Genomic DNA, 15,506 nt, shown 5'->3' with positions numbered 1-15,506 from the left:
TGGGGGCCGCGGCGGTTCACGCGCTTACTCCTTTGCCCGCGCGAGACGACGTTAGCGCTCCACGCGCAACGACCCCCTCTGTCGCCTTCGGCGACATCTCCCCCTCGAGGGGGGAGATTGGCGCCTAATCACGCCTTGCGCTTCTCCACCTCCGCCTTCCTCAGCAGGAAGCGCTGGATCTTGCCGCTTGGGGTCTTCGGCAGTTCCGTGATGAACTCGACCTCGCGCGGGTAGGCGTGCGCCGACAGCCGTTTCTTGACGTGCTGGGCCAGCTCTTCGGCGAGCTCCGAATTGCCCTTGTAAGCCGGCGCCAGGACGACGAAGGCCTTGACGATCTCGGTGCGCTGCGGATCGGGCACGCCGACGACAGCCGCCTCGTTGACCGCCGGATGCTCGATCAGCGCGCTTTCGACGTCGAACGGGCCGATGCGGTAGCCGGCCGAAGTGATGACATCGTCGGCGCGGCCGATGAAGGAGACCGAACCGTCCGGCTCGTACTCCACCGTGTCGCCCGTGCGGTAGTAGCCGCCCCTGATCGCCGGCGTCTCGGCTTGGTGATAGCCGTCGAACCAGCGCAGCGGCGACTTCGCGATGTCGACGGCGAGGATGCCGGGCTGGTTGGGGCCGAGCTCGTTGCCGGCCTCGTCCAGTACCACCATGCGATATCCGGGCATGGCGAAGCCGGCCGAGCCCGCGCGAACGACATGCGAGAGCCCATGATGGTTGTTGACCATCATGCCGTTCTCGGTCTGGCCGTAATGGTCGTGAATGGGCGCGGCGAGATTTGCGTCGAACCAGCGGATGACTTCCGGGTTGAGCGGCTCGCCGGCGCTGCTCACCACGCGCAGTCTGCCTTTGACGCGGGCCGCAGCTTCCGCGCCTTCCGCCATCAGCAGGCGATAGGCAGTCGGCGAGCCGGCAAGGCTGGTGACGCCGAGCCGCTCGATGATGTCGTAAGTGCTCTTGGCGTTGAAGGCGCCTTCATGGAAGGTCGTGGCGATGCCGAGCTGCAACGGGCCGGTGATGGCGTAATAGAGGCCGTAGGCCCAGCCGGGGTCGGCGATGTTCCAGAAGATGTCGTCGGGCAGCAAGCCGATCGCGTCACGCATATAGGCGCCGAAGGCGAGCAGGGCGCGGAGCGGCACCGGCACGCCCTTGGGCAGGCCGGTCGTTCCCGACGTCGACATCATCATGAACAAGTCGTCGCCCTTGCGCATCACCGGCTGGCAGTCGGGCGAGGCGGCGGCAAGCGCGGCGCGGAAATCGATGTCGCCTGCAGGCAGCACATCGCCATTGCCAAGAATGGTGGCGATTTGCGCTGATGTCTCGACCTCGTCGAGCTTACCGCGATCGGCCGGGTTGGTCACCACGATCCTGGCGCCGCTATAGCCGAGGCGGTGCTCGATGGCTTTCGGACCGAAGGCGGTGAACAGCGGCTGGTAGACCGCGCCGATGCGCCACGTCCCGAGGATCAGCGCCACCAGTTCGGGGACGCGCGGCAGCATGCCGGCGACGACATCGCCGGCACCGACGCCGGCGGCCTTGAGCACATTGGCGGCGCGCCCCGACATGTCGGCGAGATCGTCGAAGCTGAATTCGCGAAGCTCGCCGCCGGCCGAGATCGCGCGCAGCGCCAGCCGGTCTTCTCCGGTGTAGCGGCCGCAGCATTCGACATAGGCATTGAGGCCGGTTCCAGGGTTGCCATACAACCGCGCGATCTCATCTTCGATGCGAAAGCGCTGAACGGCATCCTCATAACGCGGCATTTTGCTCATGGCGATCCTCCCTAGGCGGCGCCCATCTCCCCTTGGAGCGCCTTATCGGTGAGATTGCCTGAAATTGCTGCGCTGGTCGATTACGGCGATAGTCGGGGGATGCGAAGGATCGCAGCGCAGCGACAATCCGCGCCGAGCCACTGCTGTTGACCGAACCGTCCATCCGGCCGATAGCACCGCCAGAATTGCCCCGAGGCCCCAATGACCCCAGACTCAACTTTCGATGACGCGGCCATCGCCGACGAAGGACGCGATGCCGACACCGCCTGGCAAAACGACATCCGCGCGGGCGTGCGCCACGTCCGCGATCTCGCCTCGCTGCCGCTGTCACCCGCCGAGCGCGCGGCGGCGCAGGAGGCGGCCGTACACCACAAGGTGCGTGCCCCCAAAACCTATCTCGACCTGATCGACTGGAACGATCCCGCCGACCCGATCCGCGCGCAAATCATTCCATCGCCGGATGAGCTGACGGAAACGGAAGGCGAGCTCGACGATCCGATCGCCGACCATGCCTTCAGTCCGGTGCCGCGACTGACGCACCGCCACGCCGACCGCGTGCTGTTGTTTGCGACCTACCAATGCGCGGTCTATTGCCGTTTCTGCTTCCGCAAGGAATCCCTGACCTCGATCGGCCGCGGCTACACGCGCGAGGCGCTCGAAGACGCCTTTGCCTATATCGAAGGCCATACCGGAATCCGCGAGGTGATCCTCACTGGTGGCGATCCGCTGTCGCTGCCGGACAAGGCGCTGGCTGAAATCCGCGCCCGCATCGAGGCGATCGCGCATGTCAGGCTGCTGCGCATCCACACGCGCGTGCCTGTCGTGCTGCCCGCACGCATCACGCCGGGGCTGGTTGGCGCCTTGCAGGGCCGGCTGATGGTCACAATCGTCACCCATTTCAACCATGCGCGGGAGATCACGCCGGCCACCGAATTGGCCTGCCGCGTCATGCGCCAGGCAGGCTTCGTGCTGCTCAACCAGAGTGTCCTGCTCAAGGGCGTCAACGATACGGTCGAAGTGCTGGAGGAACTCTGCCGCGAACTGATGTACCGGCTGGGCGTCAAACCCTATTACCTGCATCATGGCGACCTCGCGCGCGGCATGGCGCACAGGCGCACCACGATTGCGCAGGGACAGGCGCTGGCCGGCGCGCTGCGCGCCCGCCTGTCGGGCATCTGCAATCCGGTCTATGTGCTGGACCTGCCGGAAGGCGGCGGCAAGGTGCCGCTCGGGCCATTCCATGTCGAGGGACGGGAAGGGCAGGACTGGCGCATCCGCGGCCAGGATGGCGAGGTGAGGGTATATCGGGACGTGGTGGTGTAGGCACGGCGCAGCGGCGACAATGACCGCCGCCGTCACATTGTCGATCGGGATGACCATCGCACCAAACTCTCGCCACGACGCGTTCGCCTGCATTCCGTATGTTGACATAAAGATATCCTTATGTGATGGTTGTCGCCTCAAGGATAAAAAATGTCGCAGAATTCTGCATCGCTGGACGCATTGTTCGGCCCCGTCGCGGCCAGACCCGATGGGTCCGAAGTGCTTGCGGCGCTCACGGCAGCGGCGCGCGAGCGCATTCTCATTCTCGACGGCGCCATGGGCACGCAGATTCAGGGTCTCGGTTTCGACGAGGAGCATTTTCGCGGCGAGGCATTCGCCGGCTGCGCCTGCCACCAGCAGGGCAACAACGACCTCTTGATCCTGACGCAGCCGAAGGCGATCGAGGAGATCCATTATCAATACGCCATCGCTGGCGCCGATATCCTCGAGACCAACACCTTCTCCTCGACCTCGATCGCCCAGGCGGATTACGGCATGGAGGATGCCGTCTACGCGCTGAACCGCGACGGCGCGCGGCTGGTGCGTCGGGCAGCGGCGAGGGCACAGCAGGAGGACGGCAAGCGGCGCTTCGTCGCCGGCGCGCTCGGGCCGACCAACCGCACCGCCTCGATGTCGCCCGACGTCAACAATCCCGGCTACCGCGCGGTGACCTTCGATGAATTGCGCCTGGCTTATGGCGAGCAGTTGCGCGGCCTGGTCGACGGTGGCGCCGACATCATTCTCATCGAGACCATCTTCGATACGCTGAACGCCAAGGCGGCGATCTTTGCCTGCAACGAGATTTTCCTCGAAAAGGGCGTGCGCCTGCCGGTGATGATTTCGGGCACCATCACCGATCTCTCCGGCCGCACGCTGTCGGGCCAGACGCCGACCGCCTTCTGGCATTCGGTGCGCCATGCCAACCCCTTCACCATCGGCCTCAACTGCGCGCTCGGCGCCAATGCGATGCGCGCGCATCTGGCCGAAATTTCAGGCGCCGCCGACACCTTCGTCTGCGCCTATCCGAATGCCGGCCTGCCCAATGAATTCGGCCGCTATGACGAGAGCCCGGACTTCATGGCCGCGCAGATCGAGGATTTTGCGCGCGAAGGGCTGGTCAATGTCGTCGGCGGCTGCTGCGGCTCGACGCCGGAGCACATCCGGGCGATTGCCGAGGCTGTCAAGAAATATCCGCCACGCGCCATCCCCGAGATCGAGCGCAAGATGCGCCTGTCCGGGCTGGAGCCGTTCACGCTGACCGACGAGATTCCCTTCGTCAATGTCGGCGAACGCACCAACGTCACCGGCTCGGCCAAGTTCCGAAAGCTGATCACGGCGGGCGACTATGTCCCGGCGCTCGACGTGGCGCGCGACCAGGTCGCCAATGGCGCACAGATCATCGACATCAACATGGATGAAGGCCTGATCGATTCGAAAAAGGCGATGGTCGAGTACCTCAATTTGATCGCCGCCGAACCCGACATCGCCCGTGTTCCGGTGATGGTCGACTCCTCGAAATGGGAGATCATCGAGGCCGGGCTGAAATGCGTGCAGGGCAAGCCACTGGTCAACTCCATCTCGATGAAGGAAGGCGAGGAAGCCTTTCTGCATCATGCGAAGCTGGTGCGCGCCTATGGCGCGGCGGTGGTCGTCATGGCCTTCGACGAGGCCGGCCAGGCCGACACCAAGGCGCGCAAGGTGGAGATCTGCAACCGCGCCTACAAGCTGCTCACCGAACAGGCCGGTTTCCCGCCCGAAGACATCGTCTTCGACCCCAACGTCTTCGCGGTCGCCACCGGCATCGAGGAGCACGACAATTACGGCGTCGACTTCATCGAGGCCACCGGCGAGATCACCGCCACGCTGCCGCATGTGCATATCTCGGGCGGCGTCTCGAACCTGTCCTTCTCCTTCCGCGGCAACGAGCCCGTGCGCGAGGCGATGCACGCCGTGTTCCTCTACCACGCCATCCAGCGCGGCATGGATATGGGCATCGTCAATGCCGGCCAGCTCGCCGTCTACGACACGATCGAGCCGGAGCTGCGCGAAGCGTGCCAGGACGTCGTGCTCAACCGCGCGCCCCGGGCCGGCGGCACTGCCACCGAACGCATGCTGGAGATCGCCGAGCGTTTCAAGGGCACGGCCGGCAAGGACGCCAGGGAGCGCGATCTCGCCTGGCGCGACTGGACAGTCGAGCAGCGGATTTCCCATGCGCTGGTCAACGGCATCACCGAATTCATCGACGCCGACACCGAAGAGGCGCGGCTTGCGGCCGAGCGGCCTCTGCATGTCATCGAAGGCCCGCTGATGGCCGGCATGAATGTCGTCGGCGATCTGTTCGGCGCTGGAAAGATGTTTCTGCCGCAAGTGGTGAAGTCGGCGCGCGTGATGAAGCAGGCGGTGGCCGGATTGCTGCCGCACATGGAGGCCGAAAAACTGGCCAACGCCGCCAATGGCATCGACAATGGCGAGCGCCAGACGGCCGGCAAAATCCTGATGGCGACTGTAAAGGGCGATGTCCACGACATCGGCAAGAACATCGTCGGCGTCGTTCTGGCCTGCAACAATTACGAGATCATCGATCTCGGCGTCATGGTGCCGGCGGCGAAGATCCTGCAGACGGCTCGCGAGCAAAATGTCGACATCATCGGCCTGTCCGGCCTGATCACCCCGTCGCTGGACGAGATGGTGCACATGGCCGCCGAGATGGAGCGTGAAGGGTTTGACATTCCGCTGCTGATCGGCGGCGCCACGACCAGCCGCGTGCACACGGCGGTGAAGATCCACCCGCGCTATTCCAAGGGACAGACGGTCTATGTCAATGACGCCAGCCGCGCCGTCGGCGTCGTGTCATCCTTGCTGTCGAACGAGACCAAGGGCGGCTACGTCGACACAGTGCGGGCCGAGTACAAAAAGGTCGCCGACGCGCATGCCCGCTCCGAGGCCGACAAGCAGCGGCTGCCGCTGGCAAAGGCCAGGGCCAATGCGCACAAGGTGGACTGGTCCGCCTATGAACCGCCGAAGCCGTCCTTCACCGGCGTGAAAGTGTTCGAGAACTGGGACCTGACCGAGCTCTCGCGCTACATCGACTGGACGCCGTTCTTCCAGACCTGGGAGCTGAAGGGGCGCTATCCCAAGATCCTCGATGACGAGAAGCAGGGACCGGCGGCGCGCCAGCTGTTCGAGGATGCGCAGGCGATGCTGAAAAAGATCATCGCGGAAAAATGGTTCGCGCCGCGCGCCGTCATCGGCTTCTGGCCGGCGAACGCCGTCGGCGACGACATCAGGCTGTTCACGGATGAGGCACGCTCGCAGGAACTGGCAACCTTCTTCACGCTGCGCCAGCAGCTGACCAAGCGCGACGGCAAGGCCAATGTCGCGCTGTCGGATTTCGTCGCACCCGCCGACATCGGCAAGCCCGATTACATCGGCGGCTTCATCGTCACCGCAGGGATCGAGGAGGTGGCGATATCAGAGCGTTTCGAGCGCGCCAACGACGATTACTCCTCGATCATGGTCAAGGCGCTGGCCGACCGTTTCGCCGAAGCCTTTGCCGAGCGCATGCATGAGAAAGTGCGCAAGGAATTCTGGGGCTATGCATCAGACGAGACGCTGGCGCCCGACGAACTGGTCGGCGAGCCCTATCGCGGCATCCGCCCGGCGCCCGGCTATCCCGCGCAGCCCGATCATACCGAGAAGGCGACCTTGTTCCGGCTGCTCGACGGCGAGCGCAATGCCGGCGTCAGCCTGACCGAGAGCTATGCGATGTGGCCGGGCTCCTCGGTCTCCGGCATCTATCTCGCCCATCCCGAAAGCTATTATTTCGGCGTCGCCAAAGTCGAGCGCGACCAGGTCGAGGACTATGCCCGCCGCAAAGCCATGCCGCTGGCCGATGTCGAGCGCTGGCTCGGCGCGATCCTCAACTATGTCCCTCAGCACTATGCCGAGGCGGCGGAATAGCGGCTGCGACGTGGCCCAATGGCTGCTCGACCGCTCCCTTGATTTTTCACCGTCGAAAAGAATCGCGCCGCACCCGGTTCTCGGCGAGCTGCCGGTTGTCGGTAGGTCAGACTTAGGTCCCTCGCGCCTGCTTTTCTGGAACAAGCCGTGATGTCCCGCATTTTATTGGCAGGGACACAAGGAGTGTCGAGTGAAAGCGATTTTGGGACTGGTCGGCGGCTTCGTGCTGACCCTTGCGGTGTTCGGCAGCGGGCTGGTTTTCGCAGCCTGGCTGCTTGCCGCCAAGCCTGTGCGGGAGGCAAGGCCCACCGTCAGCGTGGCTGAACTGTGGACCCGGAAAGCGCGGCCGGTGGACAAGACGGCGCAGGACTTCGAACGTGTGCCGCCCGAGCAGTCCGCGCCTGCCGACATCGCCGCCAAGGAGCCAGCCCAGGACCCGGCCAGGCAGCAGCCCGATCCCACCGTCACCGCCGCCATCGCGCCGGCCGAACTGCCGCCGCCGCATCTCGCCTGGTGCGCCAGCCGCTACCGCTCCTACGATCCCGAGGACAACAGCTACATGTCCTATAGCGGACAGCAGCGCACCTGCGTCTCGCCCTATCTCGCCGCCGACCGCGCCGCGCCGCGAGAGGCAAGCTATGTCGAGGGCGCGGGCGCCTACGCGGCCGCCGGCGGCGAACCGGACCATGTCGCCTCCTGCTTCAGCCGCTATCGCTCCTACCGTCCGGAAGACAACAGCTACCAGCCATATTCCGGCGGGCCGAGACGGCAATGCGAATAGCCAGCGCGAAGGGCGCCGCGAACGATTGCGACCGCGCGATTTCTGGGGTCGTTCGGATCGTCCTCAAAGCCCAGGGGAGGAACCACCATGGAAGACGACCGCCATCATAAGATACAGCAGCGCGCCTACCAGATCTGGGAGCGCGAAGGCACTGGCGACCCCGAGCACCACTGGCACCGGGCCGAGGCCGAAATCGACCGCGAAGCCGCTCTGCCGCTGACCGCCGACGACGCCCTGCCGCGCGAGATCGCCAGCACCGACGTGCTGACCGTCGAGGAACTCGCCGTGCGCACCGGCATATCGGGCGACGAGGCGCAGGAGCTGATCGACAGGCTTGGCACGGACCGGGCGGCGGTCGAGCAGGCGACGCGGGGGATTAGGGGCAGACGAGGAGCGAAGTCCTGATCGCGCGCGATCTACCTAGTGCAGCTCGGCATTGTCCTTTGACAACAGCGCCTCCAAGCGTAGCTTTGAGGTTATGGCCACGCGGGACGAGATTTATGCCAAATTCGGCATAACGGCAGAAGCAGCTCAGCTCTTCGAAACAGAGTTGGGTACACTGCTTCTCTGGGCTCACGGTCTTAGAAATGGTTGGCATGTCACCCCGGACGGTGAGCGTGCGCAGGCGGTTTTGAATGACATAGACCGCAGCACATTGGGTCACCTACTTATCACTCTCAAGAAACATGTTGGACTGGACGACCAACTCGAAGATCGCTTCGCATCGGCGCTGAAGGCGCGGAATCGGCTGAACCACGGCTTCTTTGAAAGACACAACTTCCGCATCCAAACAGATGAAGGACGCGACGTGATGTTTGCTGACCTTGAGAAGCTACACGATGAACTCTTCAATGCGTGGCAGGTTGCCAGCGCAATGACGGCACTCGCAATGCAGGTCCTCGAAGGGGCGCGCCTCCGAAAAGATGTCTAGATTTCGTTCGCCCGATCAGCCGGCGTGTGGCAGTTCAGATAGAATTCGAGCTAAAGATCATTGTCCAAATCAAAATCGAGGAAGCGAAGACTTTCGGCATAAAGCAGATGGAGTTGGACGCGCCCCAAGATTTCTTTGTGACTGTTGGCGTATTCAAGCTTCTCAACAGTATCAAAGCCTCGTCGAGCGGCCGCCGTAAGACTTTTCAATACGGCTTCATTAAAATCATCTTGGCTCGAGGCAGCACCTATCTCTTCGACCATCCTGGAGACCACGCCCAAGATAAATGAGAGGCCTCTTGGTATGAACGTCGCGATGAGGTCGCGGGCACGGGGGCACATCTTCGTGCTATCTGATTTGCCATCTGGATTGCCGCCGAGATCTCGCTCTATCTCATTCAGCGGCTTGCCCGAGAGCCAAGCTCTGATCCCTGGCAGGAGTGTGTCTAAAACAGCTTCGTTTAGCGGTGACTTGGCCGTCTTGCCAGCCGCAATAAGTGCTGATCGGTGTACGTCGCGTAGCAGATGAGTTCTCGCGGGGGCATCATCTTTCAGCCAATCGATTGTCCACTCCACCCATTTTTCTATTGTCGTAGGTAAGGCCCCAATACCTTCCTGCAATCGGCCGCGTAGGTGTTCGAGCAGATCTAAAGGCAGGCCGCTTTGAGATGCTAATTTGACAACTGCCGCGGCTGGCTTGTGCTCTACAGCGTCTCGGGCCTCACTCCAGAGCTCGTCAACCTTTGCTAGATACGCTTGCTCCTCGTTCCGCCTTTTGGCGAGGAATGCTCCGAGCGAGCGAGACAACAGACTATCCTGGGACGGCGTATCACCTCCGGCAGCTGTGAGAGCCGCGAGGCGATTTACAGTGTAGGTGACCTCCCGGTCATCAAGTTCACCATCCATCACACGGTCAAGTACAATTTCCAGAGGATCCGTTATCGTGACACAACGATCATCTTCAGGCAGAACAGAGGTTAGCTTACCTTTTAACTGGTGACTGAGCGCACTGCCTGGCGTGAACTTAATGATCGGTTCCGGGATCAGAATGACGACGCCGTTGGCGAGATGACCAGCACGGCCGGCGCGCGCAGCCGCGTTGAGAAGCTCATGGGCCTCTAGGTCCTCTCTTTCCCCTTGCTTTTCTCCTGCACGCTTATCGCCTGCAAGCACAGCAAGGTGGGCTGGCAGATTGAGGCCCTGCGCTAGAGTCGGCGTAGCAACAATGACTTTGGCACCATCGCTTCTACGAAAGAGTCGCTCCGAAAGCGCGCGCTCTAGTCGGAGCATCGAGGAATTATGAGGGACTGCTCCAAAGGTCGTCTCGCCAAAAATCGAGTGCTTTGCAGCACCCAACTCAAGCACCAGTGTATCCCAAAGCCCGCTCTCGCTTTCGGTCAAGACGACTACGTGGTCCAACGCCGCTGCAATTTCTCGAGCTGTGCCGACCGCGTCGGCTTTCGTATTGACAAAGACAATGGTCTTCAGCCCACTGGCGTCGGCACTTACAGCGATCTTCGTTGCCGTTTCATTGGCATTGGGACTAGCCCAGATAGAGCCAGACCTAAAACCGCCGCCTAACTGTATCGGCTCGTTGGAGATGGTCGTAAACGCATAGGAGTTTGCTACGGGCATCCAATTGTGCTGCAGCCCCCAAACAACATAGGGAGTGGCGACGAGTTCGCGCTTAGACGCAGCTCGAAGTCCCTTCGCCGGCTCCCCATCGTCTAGGTCCATCTGTCTCTGGCGTATCCGTGCCTTTCTCACGCCTGCCGAAACTTCTGTTTCCTTATAGACGACCACGCCTCTTGCTTGGCGGGTTGGCTTCCAAAGCAGGTCCACCGCCCTGCACGGGCGACCCGTCAGGTCGGCAATCCATTCCGCAAACTGCTTGCCATTCTTCAGCATCGCCGACAAGAACAGCATGTCTGCGTTGGGAGCTGCTGCGCGAAATGCTAGGAGACAAAGCATCCCATCAAGAGCGCGACCGATTTGGCGTGACTGCGGACTCAGTAGGTGGCACTCGTCAAAAACCAACAGGCCCACATTCTGGAATGAAGAGGCCGAGAAAGAGAGCATTGCGAGGCAGCGCTCCGGTGTCATCACTTCAATGTCCAGCAACTGCGCGTCATCTAAGAGCAAAGAATCGAAGTCACTGGACACCTCCAACCCGAACTGTTCTTTTGGGAAAATCGCTTGGAGATCCTCGGTGAGCTGTTCTACCAAAGCGTGCGTTGGAGCCAGGAAAACGACCTTCTTGCCGCGGGCGAGGCATCCTGCGATTTTTAGCACACTGACTGTCGTTTTGCCGGCACCGGTCGGCAATACTAGAACCGCTGAAGCCCCTGTCTGGTAGAAGTCTTCTTTAATTGCCTCGCGGTGGTTCTGCCAGACAAACGGCATATCTTTGGCGCGGTAGGCCAGCCATTTCTTCCAGAAGTCAGCGTCGGCTCCTTCGGGCGGGGGCAATTTTGTAAGTGCCGACTGTTCGATTGCGCCAGCTGCAGACAGAAGCATTGATGCTAAGTGCGAAGGCCCTGCATAGGCTATCCTCAGTTCGCCGCCTAGCGTCTCTGTTGCGTTCTCGGCGAAATACGAGGCTAGTTGAATTACACGTCGAAACGCCTCCTGTGCTGTCGCGAATCTCTTTGGCGTTGCTTCCGGGATCGGCGCTGACATCATATTTGCCGCGAGCAACTCGACCCCTTCCGAGATAGTGGCTGCGAGCGCCCGAAGGGCGCGGTTCTGGATTGTGCCCCGGATAGGTTCGTCCCTACGCCAGCGAGTTGCTCGTTGCATTATCGAATCCAGACGACCCCGGACAAGGTCTTTGACGTGATCGCCGAGGATGCGTATCTCATATGGGCCTCGACCAGCCGGGATGGCAGTGCCCGCCTCGTTCGCATCGGCATATTGCTCGGCAGCAAGAAATAGTACTGCGGCGGCGACAGATGCGTTCACGCTGTCACGATCTAGTGGAGACGGCAACTCGTCTTCATGGCGACCGCCCGATCGTCTCGCAATAATCTGCTGCGCTGTCCCAGCTACGAAAGCAGCCGCGCGACGCAAAGCAGGCGATTCCTCGACTGAGGCGATGATCTCATACGCATCGGCTATCCGTTCGAGTGACCAGCTCTCTTCACCAACCGTCGCATCATCGTTCTCTCCCTTGAGACGAGCGGAGACGAGCTCGGCATAGTGCCGAGTCAGTAACTGTGGGATTTGATTTGCGTCGAGTTCAGGAAGGCTGGGTGCAGAGCGCAGAAGTTGTGATGTGCGCACGTCAAACATCTGCATCCTCGAATTCAACGAGTGCGTTGAGTACGCGATCAGCCAATTCTTGGAACCATTCCCGCAAATTGCCATCAATCACGAAGGTGGCACCAATGCGCTGAGCTTTCGTAATATTTGCAAGATCGCTGTACCCTTTGAAGAGCCTTTTGCGTCTCTCGGTCGTCGTCAATGTAGAGCCGACAGTAAGTGCAGCGCGGTAGGTTCGAAATTGCTTGTCAAGAACCCTAGCCGCCGCCTGCGTCGCCGCAGTGCCGTTGAGACCACTTTCCTTAATCAGGCTCACTGCGTTTGCTACAAGGCCACGCTTTCTTTTGCTCTCGTGATGTTCGGTGAATGTTGGAAGGACTTCCTGCTGAAATTTCTGCCGTGGGCTCTCTGTGCATTTGTCTTCAAAGATCGTGGCCATCACCAAAACTGCCTCGATCGGATCCATTTCAATGGAGAGGCCATCCAAGCCCTGCGTTGTGGCAGTAATATGTGGGTCTTTCAGAAACGTTCGATCGTTGGTTGACTGTCGCGCCACGATCCAGGAAATGCATTCAAAGAGAAACCCGTCTCGGTGATAGCGGGACACATCGCGTTGGGTCTCGGACTCTCCTCGAATGCGCATCTGTCCTTTCGCACCTGCGTATAGCTCTGCATCTGATAAGGCCGGCCCATGTGGCTCAAGCTCTTGGATAATCCGAGCAGCATGTTGTGCTTGGCCAAGCGCGATCACCGCGATTAGCTTTGATAGTTCATCTAAATCATTGACAGACCAGAGTAGGCCGCTGACATCGTCATCAACCTCCATAGTATCGGACGAAAGTGCAGGCATATACGCGCGCCTCGATCACTAGATCGGAAAGTTACCCGGTTATCTGGATTTCCCAGTGTTTACGTTTTCGGCCGGCCACAGCGCACTTTGAGGATCGCGATCTCTGCTTCGTGGTCGCCTCCCGACATGTACGCGAGCGGCACGCCGATCAGGAAGACGCCGAGCGCATCGCCCGTTGCTGACTTGTTCTGCTGGTTCGATATGACGGCAAGGCGCTGTCTGTCGGCCGGCATGCAGGGGCCGGAATTTGGAACGCCGGCAATCTTGTCAGGCGGCGTGGCGCACCCGCGAGGCCAGCCAGCAGCGATGGTGTCAAAACACTACGTTTCATAATCCCCCCAAATAAAACCCGTCCCACGCCGACATTACGCGGTGCGTGGCGGTGCGCAAGTATTCGGCGCTCGGCAATACATGATTATTTTCAACAATCTGCGCCGACACTTGTCGCGCCGCGGTCGTCGCGATTGCAGCTTGCCCTACCGCCGGCGTGTCGATTAGCGCCTTTGCAAGGGAGGCAGGGATGCCTGGCACGGGTTGTCAGGAAAGGCGCTCCCAAAGCCCGCGAATAGCCCCTCCCGTTAACCTTTCATTAACCATACCACCGCTAGCGTTTACCTCTCAGTAAGGAATCGCCCGCCGTGACCTTTGCCGCCCCCCTAGAGGCCAAATCCATTCGCTTTCGCGCCCGCTCCTTCGTCGCTTTCACGCTGACGCCGGAGGCGCCTTTGGATGTTTGGCTGGAGAGCCTCGATCGCTGGGTCGGCAACTCGCCGGGCTATTTTGCCGGGCGCCCGGTGGTGCTCGACCTGAACGTGCTCAAGCCCGATGTCGTGGCCATCGAAGCGCTGGTCGATCTGCTCGGCCAGCGCGACATCCGCATCTATGCCATCGAGCTCGGCGGCGGCGCTGAGCTTGGCGCGCATCTGCCGCCGGTGCTGGTCGGCGCCAAGGAGGCGACCACCGACGGTCTGCTGCAGCCGAGCCGCAAGGCGGGCAGGGCGGACGACGCTACGCCGGCAGGCGATACGAAGGCGGCCGGTGACATCAAGGCAGAGGCCGGCGATTTGAAGGCGGGCGACTTGAAACCGGCGAGCGATGCCAAGGCACAGCCGAAAGACGCCAAAATCGCCGCACCCGACGCCGGCACGTTGATGATCCGCTCGCCGATCCGTTCGGGCCAGCTGATCTTCCATCCGCATGGTGATGTCATCGTGCTGGGCTCCGTCGCCTCCGGCTCCGAGATCGTCGCCACCGGCTCGATCCACGTCTATGGCACGCTGCGCGGCCGCGCTTCGGCAGGCGCTCAAGGCAACACGGCGGCGCGTGTCTTCTGCCGCAGGAACGAGGCCGAGCTTCTGTCGGTGGATGGCTGGTATTGCACGGCCGAGGAGATGGACCCGTCAGTCCGGGGCAAGCCTGTGCAGGCATTTCTCGACAACGGCATGCTGCGCATCGCCCCTTTCAGCTAATGCGTCTCGCCCGACAACGACATAACGAACAACAACGGAGGCTTTATTGATGGGCAAGGTAGTGGTGGTCACCTCGGGCAAGGGGGGCGTCGGCAAGACGACCTCTACCGCGGCTCTGGGGGCGGCGGTCGCCAAGACCGGCAAGAAGGTGGCGCTGGTGGATTTCGATGTCGGCCTGCGCAACCTCGATTTGATCATGGGCGCCGAACGGCGCGTGGTGTTCGACCTCGTCAACGTCATCCAGGGCTCGGCAAAGCTGTCGCAGGCGCTGATCCGCGACAAGCGGGTCGAGACGCTGTTCCTGCTGCCGGCCTCGCAGACGCGCGACAAGGATGCGTTGACGGAGGAGGGCGTGGCCGAGGTCATCGGCAAGCTGCGCTCGGTGTTCGACTATGTCTTCTGCGACAGCCCGGCCGGCATCGAGCGCGGCGCGCAGCTCGCCATGCGCTTTGCCGACGAGGCGGTCATCGTCACCAATCCGGAAGTGTCGTCGGTGCGCGATTCCGACCGCATCATCGGCCTGCTCGATTCCCGCACCTTGCGGGCCGAGGAGGGCGAGCAGATCGCCAAGCATGTGCTGGTCACGCGCTACGATGCGGGACGCGCCGCGCGCGGCGAAATGCTGTCGATCGACGACGTGCTGGAAATCCTGTCGGTGCCGCTGCTCGGCATCATTCCCGAGAGCCAGGATGTGCTACGCGCCTCCAATCTCGGTTCGCCGGTGACGCTGTCGGAGCCGCTGAATGCCGCAGCCAAGGCCTATCTCGACGCCGCAAGGCGGCTCGAAGGAGAGCAGCTGCCGGTCATTGTGCCCTTCGAGCGCAAGGGCTTCCTCGATCGTCTTTTGGGAAGGAGGGCGGCATGAACCTGCTCGACATCTTCAAGCGGCGCACCAGCGCGCCGGTGGCGCGCGAACGGCTGCAAGTGCTGCTCGCCTACGAGCGCCGCAACCGCAGCCAGCCCGATCTCGTCTCCATCCTGCGCGAAGAGATCATGGCGGTGATCGCCAAGCATGTGCAGATCGACCAGGATTATCTGCAAGTTTCGATGGACCGCGGCGAGACCATGTCGACGCTGGAGATCGACATCCAGATCCCCAACAAGAGCGCAGTGCCGCTGGCCATGGCCGGGTGAGATTGAAGCTGCTGATCTCCCCC

The 15,506-nt window shown here is 61.8% G+C and carries 12 protein-coding genes; 8 read left to right on the top strand and 4 right to left on the bottom strand.

From position 1 onward, the window contains the following. Nucleotides 1–128 precede the first annotated feature (128 nt). On the bottom strand, nt 129–1,775 hold the full coding sequence (locus NKJ64_RS29800; RefSeq protein WP_352463790.1) for an acyl-CoA synthetase: 1,647 nt from the start codon (nt 1,773–1,775) through the stop codon (nt 129–131). Between the two features lie 201 nt (nt 1,776–1,976). Here NKJ64_RS29800 and NKJ64_RS29795 point away from each other — a divergent pair, with 201 nt between their 5' ends. From NKJ64_RS29795 to NKJ64_RS29775, 5 genes are all read left to right on the top strand, one after another. Next, nucleotides 1,977–3,098 carry a KamA family radical SAM protein gene (locus tag NKJ64_RS29795; RefSeq protein WP_352463789.1) on the top strand — a complete coding sequence of 374 codons (1,122 nt, stop codon included), beginning with the start codon at nt 1,977–1,979 and terminating at the stop codon, nt 3,096–3,098. Nucleotides 3,099–3,248: 150 nt separating this feature from the next. Beyond that, the gene (gene metH / locus NKJ64_RS29790) at nt 3,249–7,058 is read left to right on the top strand and encodes a methionine synthase (protein WP_352463788.1); all 3,810 of its coding nucleotides are present in this window, start codon (nt 3,249–3,251) and stop codon (nt 7,056–7,058) included. Between the two features lie 190 nt (nt 7,059–7,248). Then, the gene (locus NKJ64_RS29785) at nt 7,249–7,839 is read left to right on the top strand and encodes a BA14K family protein (RefSeq protein ID WP_023693884.1); all 591 of its coding nucleotides are present in this window, start codon (nt 7,249–7,251) and stop codon (nt 7,837–7,839) included. 87 nt (nt 7,840–7,926) lie between these two features. After that, entirely contained in the window at nt 7,927–8,244 is a 318-nt protein-coding gene (locus tag NKJ64_RS29780) for a DUF2934 domain-containing protein (protein WP_352463787.1), read from the top strand. Between the two features lie 31 nt (nt 8,245–8,275). Next, nucleotides 8,276–8,770: a hypothetical protein gene (locus tag NKJ64_RS29775; RefSeq protein ID WP_352463785.1), complete on the top strand. Its 495-nt coding sequence runs from the start codon at nt 8,276–8,278 to the stop codon at nt 8,768–8,770. Nucleotides 8,771–8,820: 50 nt separating this feature from the next. Here NKJ64_RS29775 and NKJ64_RS29770 read toward each other — a convergent pair whose 3' ends face one another. The 3 genes from NKJ64_RS29770 to NKJ64_RS29760 are packed head-to-tail and all read right to left on the bottom strand — an operon-like array spanning nt 8,821 to nt 13,113. Further along, complete coding sequence (locus tag NKJ64_RS29770; protein WP_352463784.1) at nt 8,821–12,060, bottom strand: DEAD/DEAH box helicase; 3,240 nt, start codon at nt 12,058–12,060, stop codon at nt 8,821–8,823. Further along, a complete protein-coding gene (locus tag NKJ64_RS29765) occupies nt 12,053–12,880 on the bottom strand; it encodes a hypothetical protein (RefSeq protein WP_352463783.1) in 828 nt (275 codons plus the stop codon). The genes NKJ64_RS29770 and NKJ64_RS29765 overlap by 8 nt, the downstream gene beginning before the upstream one ends. A gap of 59 nt (nt 12,881–12,939) precedes the next feature. Continuing rightward, nucleotides 12,940–13,113 carry a hypothetical protein gene (locus tag NKJ64_RS29760; protein WP_352463782.1) on the bottom strand — a complete coding sequence of 58 codons (174 nt, stop codon included), beginning with the start codon at nt 13,111–13,113 and terminating at the stop codon, nt 12,940–12,942. A gap of 405 nt (nt 13,114–13,518) precedes the next feature. On the opposite strand from NKJ64_RS29760, the gene minC reads away from it, so the two are divergent. From minC to minE, 3 genes are read left to right on the top strand one after another with little or no spacing between them, the layout of a single operon-like run. After that, nucleotides 13,519–14,349 carry a septum site-determining protein MinC gene (gene minC / locus NKJ64_RS29755; protein WP_023805614.1) on the top strand — a complete coding sequence of 277 codons (831 nt, stop codon included), beginning with the start codon at nt 13,519–13,521 and terminating at the stop codon, nt 14,347–14,349. A gap of 49 nt (nt 14,350–14,398) precedes the next feature. Next, on the top strand, nt 14,399–15,214 hold the full coding sequence (gene minD / locus NKJ64_RS29750) for a septum site-determining protein MinD (RefSeq protein ID WP_023805613.1): 816 nt from the start codon (nt 14,399–14,401) through the stop codon (nt 15,212–15,214). Beyond that, nucleotides 15,211–15,483 (top strand): cell division topological specificity factor MinE, encoded by a 273-nt coding sequence (minE, locus tag NKJ64_RS29745; RefSeq protein ID WP_023684809.1) that lies wholly within the window; start codon nt 15,211–15,213, stop codon nt 15,481–15,483. The genes minD and minE overlap by 4 nt, the downstream gene beginning before the upstream one ends. The last annotated feature ends 23 nt before the right edge of the window (nt 15,484–15,506 follow it).

Source organism: Mesorhizobium sp. M0062, from assembly GCF_040323125.1.
GTDB lineage: Bacteria > Pseudomonadota > Alphaproteobacteria > Rhizobiales > Rhizobiaceae > Mesorhizobium.
This window is presented reverse-complemented; position numbering and strand designations above follow the sequence as displayed.